Source organism: Streptomyces sp. NPDC057486 (genome assembly GCF_042802415.1).
Classification (GTDB): Bacteria; Actinomycetota; Actinomycetes; order Streptomycetales; family Streptomycetaceae; genus Streptomyces; species Streptomyces yanii.
Map to the genome: position 1 here is coordinate 20,621 of NZ_JBHVEE010000023.1, position 16,328 is coordinate 36,948.

General features: G+C 71.2%; 16 protein-coding genes. 7 read left to right on the forward strand and 9 right to left on the reverse strand.

All coding sequences use genetic code 11. The annotated features are described in order from the left end of the window. Positions 1 to 43 precede the first annotated feature (43 nt). A complete protein-coding gene (locus ACFU6I_RS13770) occupies positions 44 to 403 on the forward strand; it encodes a rhodanese-like domain-containing protein (protein WP_384365292.1) in 360 nt (119 codons plus the stop codon). Further along, positions 400 to 1,182 (forward strand): sulfite exporter TauE/SafE family protein, encoded by a 783-nt coding sequence (locus ACFU6I_RS13775; protein WP_384365089.1) that lies wholly within the window; start codon positions 400 to 402, stop codon positions 1,180 to 1,182. Before ACFU6I_RS13770 ends, ACFU6I_RS13775 begins: the two co-directional genes overlap by 4 nt. Before the next feature lie 27 nt (positions 1,183 to 1,209). Here the strand turns inward: ACFU6I_RS13775 and ACFU6I_RS13780 are convergent, their stop codons facing one another. Then, the gene (locus ACFU6I_RS13780) at positions 1,210 to 1,488 is read right to left on the reverse strand and encodes a metal-sensitive transcriptional regulator (protein WP_266978054.1); all 279 of its coding nucleotides are present in this window, start codon (positions 1,486 to 1,488) and stop codon (positions 1,210 to 1,212) included. A 77-nt stretch (positions 1,489 to 1,565) separates the two neighbouring features. Here ACFU6I_RS13780 and ACFU6I_RS13785 point away from each other — a divergent pair, with 77 nt between their 5' ends. After that, the gene (locus ACFU6I_RS13785) at positions 1,566 to 2,138 is read left to right on the forward strand and encodes a rhodanese-like domain-containing protein (protein ID WP_384365092.1); all 573 of its coding nucleotides are present in this window, start codon (positions 1,566 to 1,568) and stop codon (positions 2,136 to 2,138) included. A 76-nt stretch (positions 2,139 to 2,214) separates the two neighbouring features. On the opposite strand, the gene ACFU6I_RS13790 is transcribed toward ACFU6I_RS13785, so the two are convergent. Next, complete coding sequence (locus ACFU6I_RS13790; RefSeq protein WP_384365095.1) at positions 2,215 to 3,510, reverse strand: alpha/beta fold hydrolase; 1,296 nt, start codon at positions 3,508 to 3,510, stop codon at positions 2,215 to 2,217. Between the two features lie 106 nt (positions 3,511 to 3,616). Here ACFU6I_RS13790 and ACFU6I_RS13795 point away from each other — a divergent pair, with 106 nt between their 5' ends. After that, positions 3,617 to 4,780, forward strand: a complete 1,164-nt coding sequence (locus ACFU6I_RS13795) for an ABC transporter ATP-binding protein (protein ID WP_384365099.1) — start codon at positions 3,617 to 3,619, stop codon at positions 4,778 to 4,780. A 453-nt stretch (positions 4,781 to 5,233) separates the two neighbouring features. On the opposite strand, the gene ACFU6I_RS13800 is transcribed toward ACFU6I_RS13795, so the two are convergent. The 3 genes from ACFU6I_RS13800 to ACFU6I_RS13810 are packed head-to-tail and all read right to left on the reverse strand — an operon-like array spanning position 5,234 to position 7,535. Continuing rightward, on the reverse strand, positions 5,234 to 6,187 hold the full coding sequence (locus tag ACFU6I_RS13800; protein ID WP_384365102.1) for an ABC transporter substrate-binding protein: 954 nt from the start codon (positions 6,185 to 6,187) through the stop codon (positions 5,234 to 5,236). After that, on the reverse strand, positions 6,187 to 6,861 hold the full coding sequence (locus ACFU6I_RS13805; protein ID WP_384365105.1) for an ABC transporter permease: 675 nt from the start codon (positions 6,859 to 6,861) through the stop codon (positions 6,187 to 6,189). Before ACFU6I_RS13805 ends, ACFU6I_RS13800 begins: the two co-directional genes overlap by 1 nt. After that, positions 6,858 to 7,535 (reverse strand): ABC transporter permease, encoded by a 678-nt coding sequence (locus tag ACFU6I_RS13810; protein WP_384365108.1) that lies wholly within the window; start codon positions 7,533 to 7,535, stop codon positions 6,858 to 6,860. The genes ACFU6I_RS13805 and ACFU6I_RS13810 overlap by 4 nt, the downstream gene beginning before the upstream one ends. Before the next feature lie 263 nt (positions 7,536 to 7,798). Between ACFU6I_RS13810 and ACFU6I_RS13815 the strand changes: the two genes are divergently transcribed. After that, complete coding sequence (locus ACFU6I_RS13815) at positions 7,799 to 8,254, forward strand: SRPBCC family protein (RefSeq protein ID WP_384365111.1); 456 nt, start codon at positions 7,799 to 7,801, stop codon at positions 8,252 to 8,254. A 1,007-nt stretch (positions 8,255 to 9,261) separates the two neighbouring features. On the opposite strand, the gene ACFU6I_RS13820 is transcribed toward ACFU6I_RS13815, so the two are convergent. The 4 genes from ACFU6I_RS13820 to ACFU6I_RS13835 form a co-directional block, all read right to left on the reverse strand. After that, the gene (locus tag ACFU6I_RS13820; RefSeq protein WP_384365114.1) at positions 9,262 to 9,948 is read right to left on the reverse strand and encodes a hypothetical protein; all 687 of its coding nucleotides are present in this window, start codon (positions 9,946 to 9,948) and stop codon (positions 9,262 to 9,264) included. 444 nt (positions 9,949 to 10,392) lie between these two features. Then, the gene (locus ACFU6I_RS13825; protein ID WP_384365117.1) at positions 10,393 to 10,836 is read right to left on the reverse strand and encodes a hypothetical protein; all 444 of its coding nucleotides are present in this window, start codon (positions 10,834 to 10,836) and stop codon (positions 10,393 to 10,395) included. Between the two features lie 219 nt (positions 10,837 to 11,055). Next, complete coding sequence (locus ACFU6I_RS13830) at positions 11,056 to 11,754, reverse strand: response regulator (protein WP_384365120.1); 699 nt, start codon at positions 11,752 to 11,754, stop codon at positions 11,056 to 11,058. Then, positions 11,751 to 13,055 carry a sensor histidine kinase gene (locus tag ACFU6I_RS13835; protein WP_384365123.1) on the reverse strand — a complete coding sequence of 435 codons (1,305 nt, stop codon included), beginning with the start codon at positions 13,053 to 13,055 and terminating at the stop codon, positions 11,751 to 11,753. The genes ACFU6I_RS13830 and ACFU6I_RS13835 overlap by 4 nt, the downstream gene beginning before the upstream one ends. A 214-nt stretch (positions 13,056 to 13,269) precedes the next feature. Between ACFU6I_RS13835 and ACFU6I_RS13840 the strand changes: the two genes are divergently transcribed. Both ACFU6I_RS13840 and ACFU6I_RS13845 read left to right on the forward strand, forming a co-directional pair. Beyond that, complete coding sequence (locus ACFU6I_RS13840) at positions 13,270 to 13,977, forward strand: ABC transporter ATP-binding protein (protein WP_384365126.1); 708 nt, start codon at positions 13,270 to 13,272, stop codon at positions 13,975 to 13,977. Then, positions 13,974 to 16,322 carry an ABC transporter permease gene (locus tag ACFU6I_RS13845; protein WP_384365129.1) on the forward strand — a complete coding sequence of 783 codons (2,349 nt, stop codon included), beginning with the start codon at positions 13,974 to 13,976 and terminating at the stop codon, positions 16,320 to 16,322. Before ACFU6I_RS13840 ends, ACFU6I_RS13845 begins: the two co-directional genes overlap by 4 nt. Positions 16,323 to 16,328: the final 6 nt, after the last annotated feature.

Here is a 16,328-nt window from a genome sequence, read left to right on the forward strand (position 1 = left end):
TCCCCGTCCCGCACTTCTGGAGCACTTCCCCATGTCTTCCCTGATGTCCTTCTTCAGGCGCGGCCCTGGCCGTGTCACCCCGGCCGAGGCCCTGCGCAGGACCGCCGACGGTGCGGCGGTCCTGCTCGACGTTCGCGAAACCTCCGAGTGGAATGCCGGACATGCCCCGGACGCCGTCCATCTGCCGCTCTCCCGGCTGGCAGCCGGGCAGTCGCTGCCCGCTTCGGCGGCAGGTCGCCCGGTAGTGGTCATCTGCCGTTCCGGCAACCGGTCCCAGCAGGCCGCCCGCATTCTCGCCGGACGCGGCACCGAGGCCGTCGATGTCACCGGCGGTATGACCGCCTGGGCGGCCGAGGGACTGCCTGTCCGGAACCGTCACGGAGCGGCGGGCACCGTCGCATGAGCACCCTCGTCCTGGCCCTGGCCGCCGGTGCCGTGGTCGGTCTGGCACTGGGCGGGCTGGGCGGCGGCGGCAGTGTCCTCGCCGTTCCCGCGCTGATCTACCTGCTCGGCTTCACCCCGGCCGCGGCCACCACCGCAGCTCTGCTGATCGTCATCGCGACCTCCCTGACCGGACTGGTCGCGCACGCCAGGGACGGTCACGTCCGCTGGCGGACCGGCGGTCTCTTCGCCGTCGCCGGCATCGTGCCGGCGGCGGTGGCCGGGGCTCTGTCGGTCCGGATTCCGGCGGGGGTTCTGACGGCGGCGTTCGCGCTGCTCGCGGTGGTGGCGGCAGTGCGGATGATCCGGCCGCGGGCGCCTGCGCGGCGCGAGGCGGCTTCGGCCGGGCCGAACACCGCGGACGCCGCGGACCGTACGGGCGCCGGGCGGATCGCCCGCGCCGGGGCCGGTCTCGGCGCCGTGACCGGGTTCCTCGGGGTCGGCGGAGGTTTTCTCGCCGTGCCCGCGCTGGTCACCGTCCTCGCCATGCCCATGACGGCGGCGGTCGGCACCAGCCTGCTCGTCATCACGGTGAACTCCACGGCCGCCCTGGCCACCCGCCTCACCACGCCCACCTCGCTGGACTGGGCGGTGATCGCCCCGTTCACGGCGGCGGCGGTCCTCGGCGCGTGGGACGGGAAGCGGCTGGCCGGCAAGGTGTCCACGGCCGCACTCCAGCGGATCTTCGGCGCTGCGCTGCTCGCCGTGGCCCTCTTCATGCTGGTCGATGCCGTGGCCTGAGCCACGGCACCGACCCCGGATCCGGGCTCAGGCCAGCGAGAGGAAGAGCTTCTCCAGCCGGGCGCGCATCTGGTCCCGGTCGGCCGGCTCCGCGCCGTCGTCGGCCATGCAGTGCTGAAGGCCCGTCGCAATGATCGCGAAGCCGGCCCGGTCGAGCGCGCGCGAAACGGCTGCCATCTGTGTGATGACATCCTCGCAGTCCCGGCCCTCCTCGATCATCCTGATGATCGCGGCAAGCTGGCCCTGAGCGCGACGAAGGCGGTTGAGTACCGACTTCAGTTCGTCCGCCGCCATGTCGATTTCCACACATCCTCCTCCGAATACCCCAAGGGGTATTCTACCCTGTCCGAGGTACGCCCCGGCGATGAAAGGAAACACCCCTCGTGACCAGCCCCGCCTCCCTCTCCCCCGCCCAGGCCGCAGCCCGGATCGCGGAATTCACCGTCATCGACGTGCGGGCCCCGGGCGAGCACGCCGCCGGGCACGTGCCCGGCGCGCTGAACATCCCGCTGGACCGCCTCGAAGAGGCGCTGCCCGCCCTCAAGGCGGCGGCGGCCCGCGGATCCCTGCTCGTGGTATGCGCCTCCGGCGTGCGTTCCACCCGCGCCTGCGACATCCTCGCCGCGGCGGACATCGACGCCGTCACGCTGTCCGGCGGCACGTCCGCATGGGAGGGCGAGGGCCACGACCTGGACCGTCCCGCCGGTGCCCGGGCCACCTGGCCGATGGAGCGTCAGGTCCGGTTCGCCGCCGGTTCGCTCGTGGTGGCCGGTCTGCTCATGGGCCGGCGTTTCCCGGCAGCGCGTTGGCTGTCGGCCGGCGTCGGCTCCGGCCTGGTCTTCTCCGCGGTGACCAACACCTGTGGAATGGCCGCCGTCCTTTCGAAGCTGCCGCACAACCGGGCCCCGCGCTCGGCCGCGGACTTCGACGCCACGCTGGACGCCCTGCAGGGCTGAAGCGGTCCGGACGTACCCGTACGGCTGGAGCCGGTCACGCCACGCGCGTGACCGGCTCCAGCCGCGAACAAGCAGGTCAGAGCTCATCCCGGACAAGGGCGAGCAGGCGGTCGAGCACCCGCGGTCCCCCGGCGCGCACCCCGTCGTGCTCGAACTCGTTCGTCACCCACGTGCGCAGTCCGCGGATCGACGCGGCGGTGCGCAGCGCGTGCGCGGTGTCGACGTACATGTCGTCGTGATAGACGGCCGCGGCTACCGGTACGTCATTGGCGGCGAGGCGCTCGGTGTCGTACAGCTCGGGCCAGTCGGTACGGGAGGCGAGCAGTTCGGCGGTCTCGCGCAGCGGGCGCAGGGCCGGGTCCACGTCGAAGTGCCAGGGGTGGATGCTCTCGCCGGTGAAGAGCACGGGCGCGTCGCCGGCCAGGGCGGTGGCGGCGTCGAACTGCGGGAATTCGGCGCGGACCCGCTCGGCGGCCCAGCCGGTGGGCTCCTTGCCCTGGCCGTAGATCGCCTCGTGCATCAGGGCGTACAACGGGTGGCCCGCAAATGAGTTGGCGGTGCGCATGGCCTCCTGGAACGTGTCGGAGAGCTCGGTGCCCAGCGGCGTGCGGACGAAGGCGTTCTCGAGCAGGTAGTGCAGCTGGTGGCTGCCGTTGCCGCCGCCCAGCATGATGCCCAGGGACTGGAATCCCTCGGGCGTCAGGCGGTGTCCGGCACTCTCCGGGCGGTGCTCCAGCAGGTACGCGGCGACCTCGCGGGCGCGCTCGACGTCCTGCGGGTAGCGGGCGTAGTGGGCGGCGACCTTCCGCTCGATCCGGGGGTACGCGGCCCGGTACACGTCGTCGGCGTGGGCGTCGAGCGAGGGCAGTCCACCGGTGATCAGGACGGCCTCGAGCCCCTCGGGGGCGGCCGAAAGGTAGCGGACCGCGCAGAAGCCGCCGAACGACTGGCCGAGCACGGTCCACGGGGCGCCGCCGGTCAGCTGCGGCCGGATCAGCTCGCAGTCGCGCACGATGTTGTCGGACCGGAAGTGGGCGAGATAGTCGGCCTGCTCGCGCGGGCCGCCGCGCAGCGGGAGAGTCTGTCGGTTGGCCGGCGTGGACAGCCCGGTGCCGCGCTGGTCGAGCAGCAGCACCCGGAACTCCTTCACCGCCCGCCCCAGCCAGGCCTCGGTGCCGACGAAACGACGGGCACCGAAGCCGGGTCCGCCCTCCAGGTACACCAGCCACGGCAGCTCGTCGTCGACCCTGCCGCTCGCGACGGCCTCCCGGCCGAAGATCTCGATCTGCTCGCCGCCCGGATCGGCGTGATCGAGCGGGACGGTGAAACAACGGTCGGTGAGAACCACGCCGGGCTGCCGGTAACTGGTCACAAAGTGCTCCTGAATCAGACGTATCACGGACAGTTCAGCACACGCCCGTGACTCGGACAGTCGCGGCCCGTGTGCGACGCGCCCGGAGGGCTCCTAGCGTGCACTCATGATCCGGTTCGAGCAGGTCAGCAAGGTCTATCCGGACGGTACGACCGCGGTCGACGGGCTGTCCTTCGAGGTCGCCGAGGGGGAGCTCGTCACCCTCGTCGGGCCGTCGGGCTGCGGCAAGACCACCACGATGATGATGGTGAACCGGCTGATCGAGCCGACCTCGGGCCGGATCCTGGTGGACGGCGAGGACATCGCGGGGATCGACCCGGTGCGGCTGCGCCGCCGGATCGGCTACGTCATCCAGCAGGTCGGACTCTTCCCGCACCGGACGATCCTCGACAACACCGCGACCGTTCCCTCCCTGATCGGCTGGAAGCGGGGCAGGGCCCGGGAGCGGGCGGCGGAACTGCTGGACCTGGTGGGACTCGACCCGAAGACGTACGGCTCCCGCTACCCCGCCCAGCTCTCCGGCGGCCAGCGCCAACGGGTGGGTGTCGCACGGGCGTTGGCCGCCGACCCGCCGGTGCTGCTGATGGACGAACCGTTCGGCGCGGTCGACCCGGTGGTGCGGGAACGGTTGCAGAACGAGTTCCTGAGTCTGCAGGCAGCCGTCAAAAAGACGGTCCTGTTGGTTACCCATGACATCGAGGAAGCGGTCCGGATGGGCGACCGGATCGCGGTGTACGGAGACGGGCGCATCGAGCAGTTCGACAAGCCGGCCACCGTGCTCGGCACGCCGGCGACGCCGTACGTGGCCCAATTCGTCGGCGCTGACCGGGGACTGAAGCGGCTGTCGGTCACCACGATCGAGCGGGACGACCTGGAGGAGCCGCCGATCGCACTGCTCGACGAACCCGCACGCTCGGCGGCGGCCCGGCTGAACGACGCGGGGGCCCGCTGGGCGGTCGTGCTCGGCGACGAGGGCGAACTGCACGGCTGGGTGCCGGCGGACGCACTGCGGATCGCCGGGGAACACGCCACGGTCGGCGAACTGGCGCGCCGGATGGACGCGTGGGTTCCGGTGGGGGCTCCGCTGAAGCAGGCGTTCAGCGAGATGCTGCAGCACGACGCCGGGTGGGTGGCGGTGCTGGACGGGTCGCGCTTCCTCGGCGTACTGACTCCGGCGAAACTCCACGAGGCGCTGCGCCGGTCGGTGGACGCGGACGCGCGGGGAGTGGGGCGCGACGAGGTGCAGTTCGACTCGGTGGCGGACGCCTGACGGACCGGTGGGCCGGTGCGACCGGGGGACGGCCGCTGCCGGACCACCTGGTACCGCGACCAGGCCTACCACTCCGTCCCCTGGCGTGGCGCATGGAGCAGCGAGGGCGGAGGCCCCGCGATGGGGCACGGCATCCGTCGCGAGCCGTCGGCGGTGACGGCATGACCGAGGCGCTGGAACTCGTCCGCCGCCACGGCGACCACATCGCGGTCACGGTGGCCGGCAGTGGGGTGGAACCGATGCGGTACGTGTACCGGCCGGAGGCGCGCCGGGCGGCGCCGAAGCCGTACCTCCATCCGCCGCGCACCCTGCCGGACCGGGTGGTGACCGACTGCCGTCCCCGGAGCCACGCTGAGCCGCCGCTACCGGGTGCTGGTCGCGGACGGTGTCCGGGACCTCGAGCGGATCACCGCACGGATCACGGAACTCCCCTGGTAGGTGCGCGCACGCCGCTCAGCTGCGCGGAATGAGCTTCTTGGACTCCAGGTAGTTCCGGGCGACGTCCTCGGGGAGCCGCCGCCAGCTGTCCACCTGCTCGTTCATCCGGGCGAGATCGGCGGTCGTCAGCGCGGTGTTGAGCCGGTCCAGTGCGTCGCGTACGCCCGGGCTTCCCGCCCGGGACCGGTTGACGACGGGGACGAGGTAGTCGGCGTTCTGCAGATGTTTGTCGTCGGCGAGCAGGACCAGCCCGAAGTCGTCGAGGGTGGCGTCGGTGGTGGTGGTCAGGACCATCTGGTCCCGACCGCTCCGAACGGCCTGTTTCGCCTGTGTGGTGCCGACGCCCTTGGGATCGACGGCGGCGATGTCGATGCCGTACGTCTTCTTCAGTCCCGGAGCGCAGTAGGGCCGCTGCACGCATTCGTCGCCCGCGGCCAGCCGTACGGGAAGCCCTGACCTGCCCAGGTCGCTGAGCGTCCTCAGCCGGTGCTTCGCCGCGTACGGGGCGGTGACCGCGAACGCGTTCTGGTCGACGGCGCGGCCCGGGTCGAGGACGGTGAGGCCACGGGCCGTGGCGAGGGCACGCAGGGCCCGCATGGTGATGTCGAGGTCGGGTGAGCCGACGGGGGCGGCGTCCGCGCCGCTCTTCTTCGCGTTCAGCCAGTCGGCGAAGGTCGCGGCGTACTCCGGTACGACGTCGATCTGGCCGCTCTCCAGAGCCGGTTCGTAGATCTCCCGGTTGGTGACGGAGATGACCTTGGTGGAGTAGCCGGCCCGGTCGAGCAGCAGCGCGTACATCTGGGCGAGCAGGTCGCTCTCGGTGAAGCCCGCGGATCCGATGGTGAGGTGTTTGCTGTCGCCCGGCGGACCGGTGACCGTGCCCTGGTCCTCCAGGGCGGGCCCGGTGGTGCACCCGGCCGCGGTCAGCAGCAACGTCAGGAGCAGGGGTACGGTCCGGCCGTCCCTCATCAGGATTCCTCGCCGCGCACCCAGTCGGGGGCGAGCCGCTGCCCGAGCTCAAAGCTCCCTTCGACGATCAGGGCGAACGCGGCGACGAGGATCGCCCCGGCCACCACCTGCGGGGTGGAGGCGAGGTTGAAGCCGGCGGTGATGATGCGGCCGAGTCCCCCACCGCCCGCCAACGCGGCCAGAGTGGCGGTGGCGACGAGCTGGACGGCTGCGATCCGTACACCGGTGAGGATCAACGGCAGGGCGAGCGGCGCTTCGACCCGCAGCAGCAACTGCCGCCCCGTCATGCCCATGCCTCGGGCTGCCCGCACGACATCACGGTCGACCTCCCGCATCCCCACGTACGCGTTGGTGAGCAGCGGCGGGACGGCGAACAGCACCAGGGCGACGACGGTCGGCCCTTCGCCGTACCGGCCGATCGGGGTGAGGAGCAGCAGGACCAGGACGGCGAAGGTGGGGACGGCGCGGCCGATGTTGGAGATGTTGACGGCGAGTGCCCCGCCCTTGCCGAGGTGACCGAGGACAAGAGCAGCGGGCAGCGCGACGAGGCAGCTGATCAGCAGGCAGACGACGGTGAGGACGAGGTGCTGTTCGAGCCGGTGCCAGATGCCGTTGTCACCGGTCCAGTGGGCGGAGCTGGTGAGCCAGGACCAGGTGTCGGAGAGGGTGTTCACGACTGCCTACGGGTCCACGGGGTCAGCAGCCGCTGCACGCCGAGCAGCAGCAGGTCGGCGGCGACGGCGATGACGACGCAGAGGACGGACGCGGTGAGCACCTGGGCCTTGAAGTAGGTGTTCATCCCGGAGTAGATGAGATTGCCGAGCCCCCCGTAGCCGACGATCGCACCGACGGTGACCAGGGAGACCGCGGAGACGGTGGCGATCCTCAGCCCGGCCATGGCGGCGGGCAGAGCGAGCGGCAGCTCCACGGCGACAAGGAGCCGGACGGGCCCGTAGCCCATGCCGCGCGCGGCATTCCGCGTTTCCTCGGGCACGGCGCGCAGTCCGGCGAGGATGTTCCGTACGAGAAGGGTGAGCGAGTAGAGGACGAGCCCCGCGACGACGAGCGAGGCGGAAAGTCCGTAGACCGGCAGAAGCAGCGAGAACATGGCGAGCGACGGCACGGTGTAGAGGATGGTCGTCACGCCGAGGACGGGTCCTGCCGCCCAGCGCAGGCGACGGGCGGCAAGCGCGAGCGGAAGGGCGAGGAGCAGTCCGACGCACACGGAGACCGCGGTCAGCCGGAGGTGCTGGAGGACGGCGTCCAGGAGGATTTCGCGACGGCTGGTCAGATAGGCACCGCAGATCCAGTCATTGCGCGCGAGGCAGTCGTCGGGGGGCGCGGTCACGAGTTCATTGGAGCGCGGGAGCCGGGCACCCGCGCGTCTTGATCGACTGTTCGTGGGGCAGGCGTACGGGGCTGAGGGCGGCGCCCGGAGCGGCCGCCGTCGCCGCTTCCTCGGGTGACCGGGCGGGTCCGTTGCCTTGTGCCATTCAGCCTGCCGCCCGCCTCCGCCAGACTTATGATCACCGTCCCGCGCCTTCGCGGGCCTGCGTTCACCTGCCGCACCCCGCAGCCGGAGCGCAACGGATCAGGGCACGAGGAGAGGTCATGGGCACTCAGTTCGAGGCGACGGTCGAGATCGACCGGCCGATTGCAGAAGTCTTCGCCTACCTCGCCGACGGCGAGCACGACCCGGAGTTCAGCCCACGAGTGCAGCGGATCGACAAATCGCCGTCCGGGCCGACAGCGGTGGGGACGGTCTTCAGGAGCACGGTGAAGGACGCCGGTATGAGGACTCAGCGGGAGTTCGGGATCACCGAACTCGTAGCGCCCACACGCATCCGCTGGGCGGAACGCTCGAAGAACCTCGTCACCGCCACCACCGGCGGCTACGACCTCGAGGCCACGGCCGACGGGAGGACCCGGGTGCGGATCTTCAATGTTCTGGAGGGCCACGGCATCGGCAAGCTCGTCGTCGGCTTCGCCGCCGGTGCCGCGCGCAAGGACGCCCCTGCGTTCGGGCAGCGGATCAAGGCGGCGGTGGAGGCGTCGAGCAACCGTTGAGAGCGCCGCTCCGTGTACGGGTGCGCGTGATGCGGGAGTCGAACCGTCGTCGGACGTCCGCACGACTCGATCGGAGCGGCGGACGCGGCACATGGGTTCTCGTACGCACCTCGCACGCGAGGCGATGGAGTGAGCCGCACTTGCTGCGTATGGGTGGCAACCGCGCGCCCATCGTCGGGTGAGCCCGCGCGTGACGGTAGACCATGAGCAGACCTCACCTTCTTCCGTACCCACAGAGGAGCCCCCGCATGGGGACACCCGGCCATGCCGACGCCGCGTACGGCTTCGACCCTCTGCACGCGATGCACGGCGACTGCACGCTGCGGCGTTCCCCCCGGGATCAGCCGCACGGAGAGGCTGATCGACCGCAACCGCGCGGTGAGGGAGGAGCGCGGCGTCACGACCGAACCGGTCCGGGCGATCGACCTCGACATCGCGACCGGCGTGTGGGCGGACATGAGGGGGAACGGCGAGGCGGACGCCTGGCCCGGACGCGGGTACGGGTGGCCCGGAGGCCGGCTCACCCATCGCGCTACGCGTTCATGACGAGGAACCTGATCCACCTGGCGCGACTGCTCGAGGACGCGGGTGGATTCCGGCGCACGGGAGCAGCGCCGGGAGGGGGGCGCCGGCCGTCGCCTCGACGTCGACACCCCCGAGCGCCACTGATGCCGGCTCCCGGAATGGCGAACGGCGCGATCCGAGGTGACCGCACCGTGAACACAAGGAATATCCCCGGGGATGTGACGAGGCTCCCGGTGGACGGGTTGCCGAGCAACGTCATCCACCAGGAGCCTCGAGTGCCTGTCCACCCCTCTGCCATCGACCTGCCCAGCTCTGCCCCGGGGGTTCCTGACGTCGGAGTTGACGGCGCATCGGCTGTCGGTCGGGACCCGGTGGCGGCGTCCTTGTCAGACGCGACGCCTCTTGCTGCCCCTGGCCGACCCCCCGGAATCCCCGGACCGATTCCGACGGGCCGCGGGTTCCAAGTGATGCGGGTGGCGCGGTTACCACCCGTAGTGGTCACCGATCACCCGGAAGCTGCCCACGACGCCATCGTTGGCGAACAGGCCGCCCTGGACCGTGGGGGTCACGACGCCGTGGGTGGCGCCGTGGGGACCGACGGTGGCAACCGGAGAGCCGTTGTCGCAGGTGGACCCGCGATAGACCTCAACAGTCTTCCAACTGTCGTTGCTGATGCTGAAGCTGCTTGAGCCCAGTCCGCTGGCCGCGGTGATGCAGCCCTCGGAGGCGGCGGAGTACGTCCGATCGTTGAATTGAATTTGTCCGTCCCGTCCGCCGTCGTAGCCACGGTCCGAACCGCGGTCGTAGCCACCGTCGCGACCCCCGTCACCACGCCCCCCGTCATCACGGCCTCCATAGCCGCGGCCTCCGTCATCACGGCCCCCGTAGTCGCGGCCTCCGTCATCACGGCCCCCGTAGTCGCGGCCTCCGTCATCACGACCCCCGTCATCACCGCCGCCGTTCCCGTTCCCGCTGTCCCCATTGGGGAGCGTCCCAGTGGGGGCGGCCTTCGGGACGGACGGCACGGACTTCGGGACGGCCGGGGCCGCTTGAGGGGCGGACGGGGCGGCCTGGGTGGACCCGTCGGCCGAGGCATACGTGATGCCGGTGACGGCAAGGACCGATGCGCCTACTGCGGCGGCGGTCACGGCGAATTTGCGCGTGGTCATGTCACTTCTTCCTGTCTCAGAGACGCCGGCCGTGCAGCCGACCTGTGACGAAACGTACTAATCACCCCCTTTAGCTGTCATATTGGGCATATCGAAGGTGTGACACCAGGGGGCCGACCGGGCGTACGCACGAGAAGCGGCAGCCCGAGCCGGTCGGTCAGCCGGGGCGACGGACCCGCCGGCGGCGAGAGGACGCGGTGAGCCGCAGCGTTCGGAGAGCGGCTCGACGGGCGAAGCAGTGGTCATTCCGGCCGCGCCCACGGAGGGATGGGGCGGCCCGGCGAGACCCACAGATGACCTCCCCACGAGGAGAACCGGTCGTGAGGAGTGCACCGCCCTGCTCACCGTGAAACAGGCCCGCAGGACCTCCGTCGTCCTGAAGGGGTCGGCACGGACGAAAGCGCTCGGCCCGGTCGCCCCAGGACAAGCGCCTCTGCCGGTCGTTCATCCCCCCAGCCGGCCCAGCACGCTGAGAAGATCGGGCCATTGCTCCTCCGGCTGGGAGCCGGTGAGTCGCATGTAGTGCGGCCCTGCCACCCACGCCAGGAAGAACGTGGTGAAGTCGTCGGCCGCCCTCTCGAAGACGGCGGACTTCCACCATTCGATCCCGGTGTCGGGGAAGTACCAGACCGCCCCCGTCGAACGGTTGACGAAGATCGGTTCATCGGAGACGACGCCGGCGCAGAACCATTCCTCGCGGCCGAGGCCGACTTCGGCCCCGTCGACCGGGTCCGCGTAGAACTGCATGCTGCCTACCGTCGCGGCATCGAAAACGGTCACGTCTCCGCACGTGCCCCCGTCGCATACCGCGAGGAACTCCCGGTACCGGTCCGGCAGGTCGGCTCCGATCCTCTCGGGCCGAGCCCCGGCGGGCAGCGAATTCAGCATGCTCCACTCCTTGCGCGTAGCGGCCGTTGCGCGCAATTCCTCCACCACCCGCCGGAGTTCGGCAGTCACCTCGTGTTCCCCCACCATTCGATGCGGACATCGGGCGACCGTTGCATGCCGGTACAGAGGCGTGAACCACCAGGGCATGCGCAGGTTCCGACTACTGGTCCCTGATCCGTCGCACAACGGCGCGGGGGCCGGCCGAGTCTCGGCTGCGATCTATGTCTGCTCGGTGGACTGCTGGGCGGCCTCGCGTTCGCCGGCGCTGACCAGCCCTGTCTCGTAGGCGACGATGACGGCCTGGACACGATCACGGAGTCCGAGCTTGGCCAGGATGCGGGCGACGTGCGTCTTGACGGTCGCCTCGGCCAGGTGGAGGCGGGTGGCGAGTTCGGCGTTGCTCAGCCCTCGGGCCAGCAGGCCGAGGACCTCCAGTTCGCGCGGGGTGAGCGAGGCGAGGTCGCGGTGGAGGGCGGCGGTGTCGCTGCCACGCCGGGTGAACCGCTGCACGAGGCGGCGGGTGATGGCGGGCGCGAGGAGAGCGTCGCCGGTACGGACCGTGCGGACGGCCGCGGTCAGGTGCTCGGGGGTGACGTCCTTGAGGAGGAAACCGCTGGCCCCGGCGGACAGTGCCGCGTAGACGTATCGGTCGAGGTCGAAGGTGGTCAGGATGATGACGCGGGGTTCGTCGGGGGTGCCGGTGAGGATGCGGCGGGTGGCCTCAAGGCCGTCCATCTCTGGCATCCTGACGTCCATCAGGACCACGTCGGGACGTGTGCGTCGGACCGCTTCGACCGCTTCGGTTCCGTTGGTCGCCTCGGCGACGACGTCGATGCCGTCGGCGCCGAGGATCAGGCGGAATCCGGTGCGGACCAGGGTCTGGTCGTCGGCGAGGAGCACACGCAGCGGCTCGGTCACGATGTCTCCAAGGGGATCAGGGCCTCCACACGGTAGCCGCCGGTCAGGCGTCGGCCGGTGTTCAGGGTTCCGTCGTAGACTGCGAGGCGCTCGCGCAGGCCGATCAGGCCCCGGCCGCTTCCGGCGGCCGCGCCCGGGTGTCCACCGGTGTCGGTGACTTCCACCCGGAGCCGTTCCGGGCCGTATTCGACCGTCACGGTGGCGGTGGCGCCGGCCGCGTGCTTCACGGTGTTGGTCAGGGCTTCCTGGATCACGCGGTAGGCGGCGAGTTCGAGGCCGGGCGGGAGAGGACGGGGCGGGCCGGTCACGGTCAGGTCGACGGGCAGTCCGGTGTCCTGGACCCGCCCGACCAGCGCTTCCAGCTGGTCCAGGCCGGGTTGCGGGGCCAGCTCCGCCGCCGTATGGGCCAGGTCCGCACCTCCGTCCGTCCCCTCGCCCTGGTCGGCCATGGTGAGCAGTCCCATGACGTGGCGCAGCTCGGTCATGGCCGCCCGCCCGCCCGCCTCGACGGCGAGCAGCGCCTCGCCGGCCTGCTCGGGGGAGGTTTTCATGATCTTGCGCGCGGCGCCGGCCTGGATGATCATCACGCTGACGTTGTGCGTGACGACGTCGTGCAGTTCACGGGCGATCCTGGCCCGCTCATGCTCGACGGCCCGGCGCAGCGCCTCGGACTGTTCGCGTTCCAGGGCGGAGAGCCGGGTGCGGCCCTCGTCGGTTCGGAGTTTCCAGGTACGCAGGCCGACGGCGGCCACGGCCATCGGGACCAGGATCAGCAGGGCGATGTATTCGTTGGGGACGATCGGTGTCACCGAGTTCCCCGAGGTGCCGACCAGGACGACCGACACCGGCAGCGCCGCCAGGGTCACCACCCGGTACGGGCTGTAGACGGCGGCGCTGTAGACGGCGATGACGAACGCGTAGAAGGTCAGCCGCAGGACGCTCTGCGGCGTCGCCAGTGTCGCGGCCGTCACGATGCACAGCACGGCGAGCGGGTAGCGGCGGCGCAGCGCCAGGGCACCCGAGGCGATGACCGCGAGCATCACCATGAAGGCCATGCCGCCGGGACCGGACGGGCGCGGCACGACGCGCTCCACACCGGGTGCGATCTCACGCACCACGACGTTGTCGGCGTTGTCGATGCCGTAGTAGACGGTGGCGATTCCGAGTGCCAGTGCCACCAGCGCGTCGAACTGCCAGGCGCGCCGGGTGGGCCGCAGCAATGGACCGCTCGGAAGCCTTGCGTCGCGGACCGTCCGGCGGGCGGCTTCCCGCAGCCGCTCCAGCGTCGTACGTACATCCATCACCGGTTCATTGTCGCCGCCGGGCGAACTCGCGGAGTCCGTCCCGGTGGCCATTCCCACCGCACCGGATACATCACCCGCCTACATCGCAGGGATGACGTTTCCGGGGCTCGTCCCATTGCGGTACCGCAATGGGTTCGGGCGGGCGACGTGTGCGGGCCGGGCCTGCTCCTAGCGTTCAGGCAGCCGACTGCCCGTACCCAAGGAGCCTCTCATGACCATGCCGGTGATCGAACTGCGCGAGGTGAGCCGCCGATACGACGGCGGCCCGCCCGCTCTGCACGAGGCGTCGCTGACCGTGCAGCCCGGCGAGGCCGTCGCGATCCTCGGCCCTTCCGGCAGCGGCAAGTCCACGCTGCTCAATCTGATCGCGGGCCTGGACCGGCCCGACGCGGGGACCGTCACCGTGGACGGGGTGCGGGTGGACCAGTTGAGCGAAGCCGGATCGGCGCTCTACCGGCGGTCGAAGATCGGTATGGTCTTCCAGTTCTTCAACCTGCTCGACGATCTGACCGTCACCGACAATGTCGTCCTGCCCGCGCGCCTCGCGGGTATGGCACGTGGCAAGGCGGACCAGCGGACGGCGGAACTCCTGGAACTGCTGGGCCTCGACCGGCACGCCCGCGCCTACCCGGGGCGGCTGTCCGGCGGCGAGCGGCAGCGCGTCGCGGTGGCCCGGGCGTTGATGAACCGGCCGGCGCTGCTCCTGGCCGACGAGCCGACCGGGGCCCTGGACACGGCCGCCGGACAGGACGTCAGCAGGCTGCTCGCCGGCCTCAATGCCGAGGGCCAGACCATCGTCGTGGTCACCCACGACCTGGCCTTGGCCCGGTCGTGCACGAACCGTACGGTCCGGATCGCCGACGGCCGGATCACCGAAGACGTCCGGTCGCAGGCCGCCGCCTCGGAGGCCGTCCGATGAGAGCGCTCGGCAAGGTGGTGCGCTCGGGGGTGGGACGACGCCGGGTGCAGACGCTGGTGATCGGGCTCGTCACGATGATGGCGGTGGCCACCTCCGTCCTCGGGGGATCGCTGCTCGTGGTTTCGGGCGCGCCCTTCGACGACGCCTTCGCCAAGCAGCACGGCGCGCATCTGTCCGTGCAGTTCGACGCGGGCAAGGTGAGTGCCGGGCAGCTGTCGAAGTCCAAGGACGCCGAAGGGGTGAGCAGTGCGGCCGGGCCGTTCGGTACGGCGACGGTCACCCCGCGCTCGGACGGGGCGGGGCCCGGGTGGCCGATGACCGTGGTCGGCCGGAGCGATCCCGGCCGGGACGTGGACGAGGTGGCACTGCTCGACGGGCGGTGGCCCACGCACTCCGGCGAGATCGTGCTGTCCGCCAACTCCTCGCTCTTCCCGACCATGGGCATGAAGATCGCCTTCCCCGATCTGTCCGGCGGTCCGACACTGACGGTGGTCGGTGTGGCCCGCTCGGTCACGCAGACCGCTGACGCCTGGGTGGTTCCGTCCCAGATGCCGGCGCTCACCGCGCCCGGCAGCGGCGGCTACCAGATGCTCTACCGCTTCACCGACGCGGGCACCGCCGCGCAGATCACCGCGGGCGGCAAGGCCGTGACGGAATCCCTGCCGCCGGGAACGGCCGTCGGCGAACAGTCATGGCTCACCGTCAGGAAGACCGCCGAGCGCGACACCGCCCCCTACGTCCCCTTCCTCATCGCGTTCGGCGCCCTGGGCCTGGTCATGTCGGTGCTCATCGTCGGCAACGTCGTCGCGTCGGCCGTCGGCACGGGAACGCGCCGCATCGGCATCCTCAAGGCCGTCGGCTTCACCCCGGCCCAGGTCGTGCGGGCCTACGTGGGCCAGGCGCTGATCCCGGCCGGCGTCGGCACGGCCCTCGGTGTCCTCGTCGGCCACCTGCTCGCCGTCCCCGTACTGGCCGAGACCGAGGAGGTCTACGGCACCTCGTCCCTGGCCATCGCCCCCTGGGTCGACCTGGCGGTGATCGCCGGGGTGCTCGGCCTGGTGGCGGCGACCGCGTGGGCGAGTTCCTGGCGGGCCGGGCGGCTGCGTACGGTCGATGCGCTCGCCGTCGGACGTACCGCTTCGGCGGGGCGCGGCCGGTGGGCGGCCCGCCTGACCGGACGGCTGTCGTTGCCGCAGCCGGTCGCCCTGGGCCTGGCCCGGCCCTTCGCGCGGCCCGCCCGCGCGCTGGCCATGGGCACGGCGATCCTGTTCGGCGCCATCGCCGTCACGTTCACCGTGGGGATGGGCGCCTCGCTCGGCCAGGTGATGAAAGCCAGGGCCCACGACGCCGCCGATGTCACCGTGCCCGAGCCCTTGCCGGACTTCGGACCCCAGGGCCCTGGTCCCGGGAAGCAGCCCAAGGCCGATCCCGCTGCAGTAGCCGCGGCAGTCGAGGCCGCCGCCGGAACCGGGAAGTACTACAGCGCCACGACGGTACGGGCGACCGTGTCCGGCCTGACCGGCACCGTCGACGTGATCGCCTTCACCGGCGACGCCTCCTGGGGTGGCTACACGATGGTGTCGGGCCGCTGGATCGACAAGCCCGGCGAGGCCGTGGTCCCGACCCCCTTCCTGGCCGCCACCGGCACCCGCATCGGCGACACCGTCACCCTGAACGGCCTGGCCGAGCCGGTCACGGTCCGGATCGTCGGCGAGGTCCTCGACCCCCGCCACGGCGGCATGCAGGTCTTCACCGACGCCTCGACCCTCACGGCCGCACATCCCGACCTGACGGAGACGAGCCATCACATCGCGGTCACGTCAGGCACCGACATGACCGGCTACGTCGACGCGCTGAACGAGGACCTGGCACCGCTGGGGGTCACCGCTCGGGCCGGCGGGCTCGACGCCGGGGGCGACATGGTCGTCACGCTCAACGCGCTGTCCGTCATCCTCACGCTGATGCTCGTCGCCGTCGCCGCGCTCGGCGTGCTCAACGGCGTGCTGCTCGACACCCGCGAACGCGTCCGGGAGATCGGTGTCCACAAGGCGCTCGGCATGACCCCCCGACAGACCGTCGCGATGGTCCTCACCTCGGTCGTCGTGACCGGACTGGTCGCGGGCGCTCTGGGCGTGCCGCTCGGCGTGGCCCTGCACGGCTGGGTCATCCCCGCGATGGGCGACAGCGTGGGGCTCCGCCTCCCCGGTTCCGTCATCGCCGTCTACCACGGGGCCGAACTGCTCCCGCTCGCACTCGGCGGCCTGCTCATCGCCACCCTGGGTGCGCTTCTGCCCGCCGGCTGGGCCGCCGGGGCCCGAACCGCCACGGCCCTGCGCACCGAATAGGAGGCC

Excerpts from the sequence above, each read along its gene's own strand:
- ACFU6I_RS13815 (WP_384365111.1), top strand. The coding sequence starts at position 7,799 with ATGGGCACTCAGTTCGAGGCGACGGTCGAGATCGACCGGCCGATTGCA.
- ACFU6I_RS13800 (WP_384365102.1), bottom strand. The coding sequence starts at position 6,187 with ATGAGGGACGGCCGGACCGTACCCCTGCTCCTGACGTTGCTGCTGACC.
- ACFU6I_RS13775 (WP_384365089.1), top strand. The coding sequence starts at position 400 with ATGAGCACCCTCGTCCTGGCCCTGGCCGCCGGTGCCGTGGTCGGTCTG.
- ACFU6I_RS13795 (WP_384365099.1), top strand. The coding sequence starts at position 3,617 with ATGATCCGGTTCGAGCAGGTCAGCAAGGTCTATCCGGACGGTACGACC.
- ACFU6I_RS13820 (WP_384365114.1), bottom strand. The coding sequence starts at position 9,948 with ATGACCACGCGCAAATTCGCCGTGACCGCCGCCGCAGTAGGCGCATCG.
- ACFU6I_RS13845 (WP_384365129.1), top strand. The coding sequence starts at position 13,974 with ATGAGAGCGCTCGGCAAGGTGGTGCGCTCGGGGGTGGGACGACGCCGG.
- ACFU6I_RS13835 (WP_384365123.1), bottom strand. The coding sequence starts at position 13,055 with ATGGATGTACGTACGACGCTGGAGCGGCTGCGGGAAGCCGCCCGCCGG.
- ACFU6I_RS13840 (WP_384365126.1), top strand. The coding sequence starts at position 13,270 with ATGACCATGCCGGTGATCGAACTGCGCGAGGTGAGCCGCCGATACGAC.
- ACFU6I_RS13770 (WP_384365292.1), top strand. The coding sequence starts at position 44 with ATGTCCTTCTTCAGGCGCGGCCCTGGCCGTGTCACCCCGGCCGAGGCC.
- ACFU6I_RS13825 (WP_384365117.1), bottom strand. The coding sequence starts at position 10,836 with ATGCTGAATTCGCTGCCCGCCGGGGCTCGGCCCGAGAGGATCGGAGCC.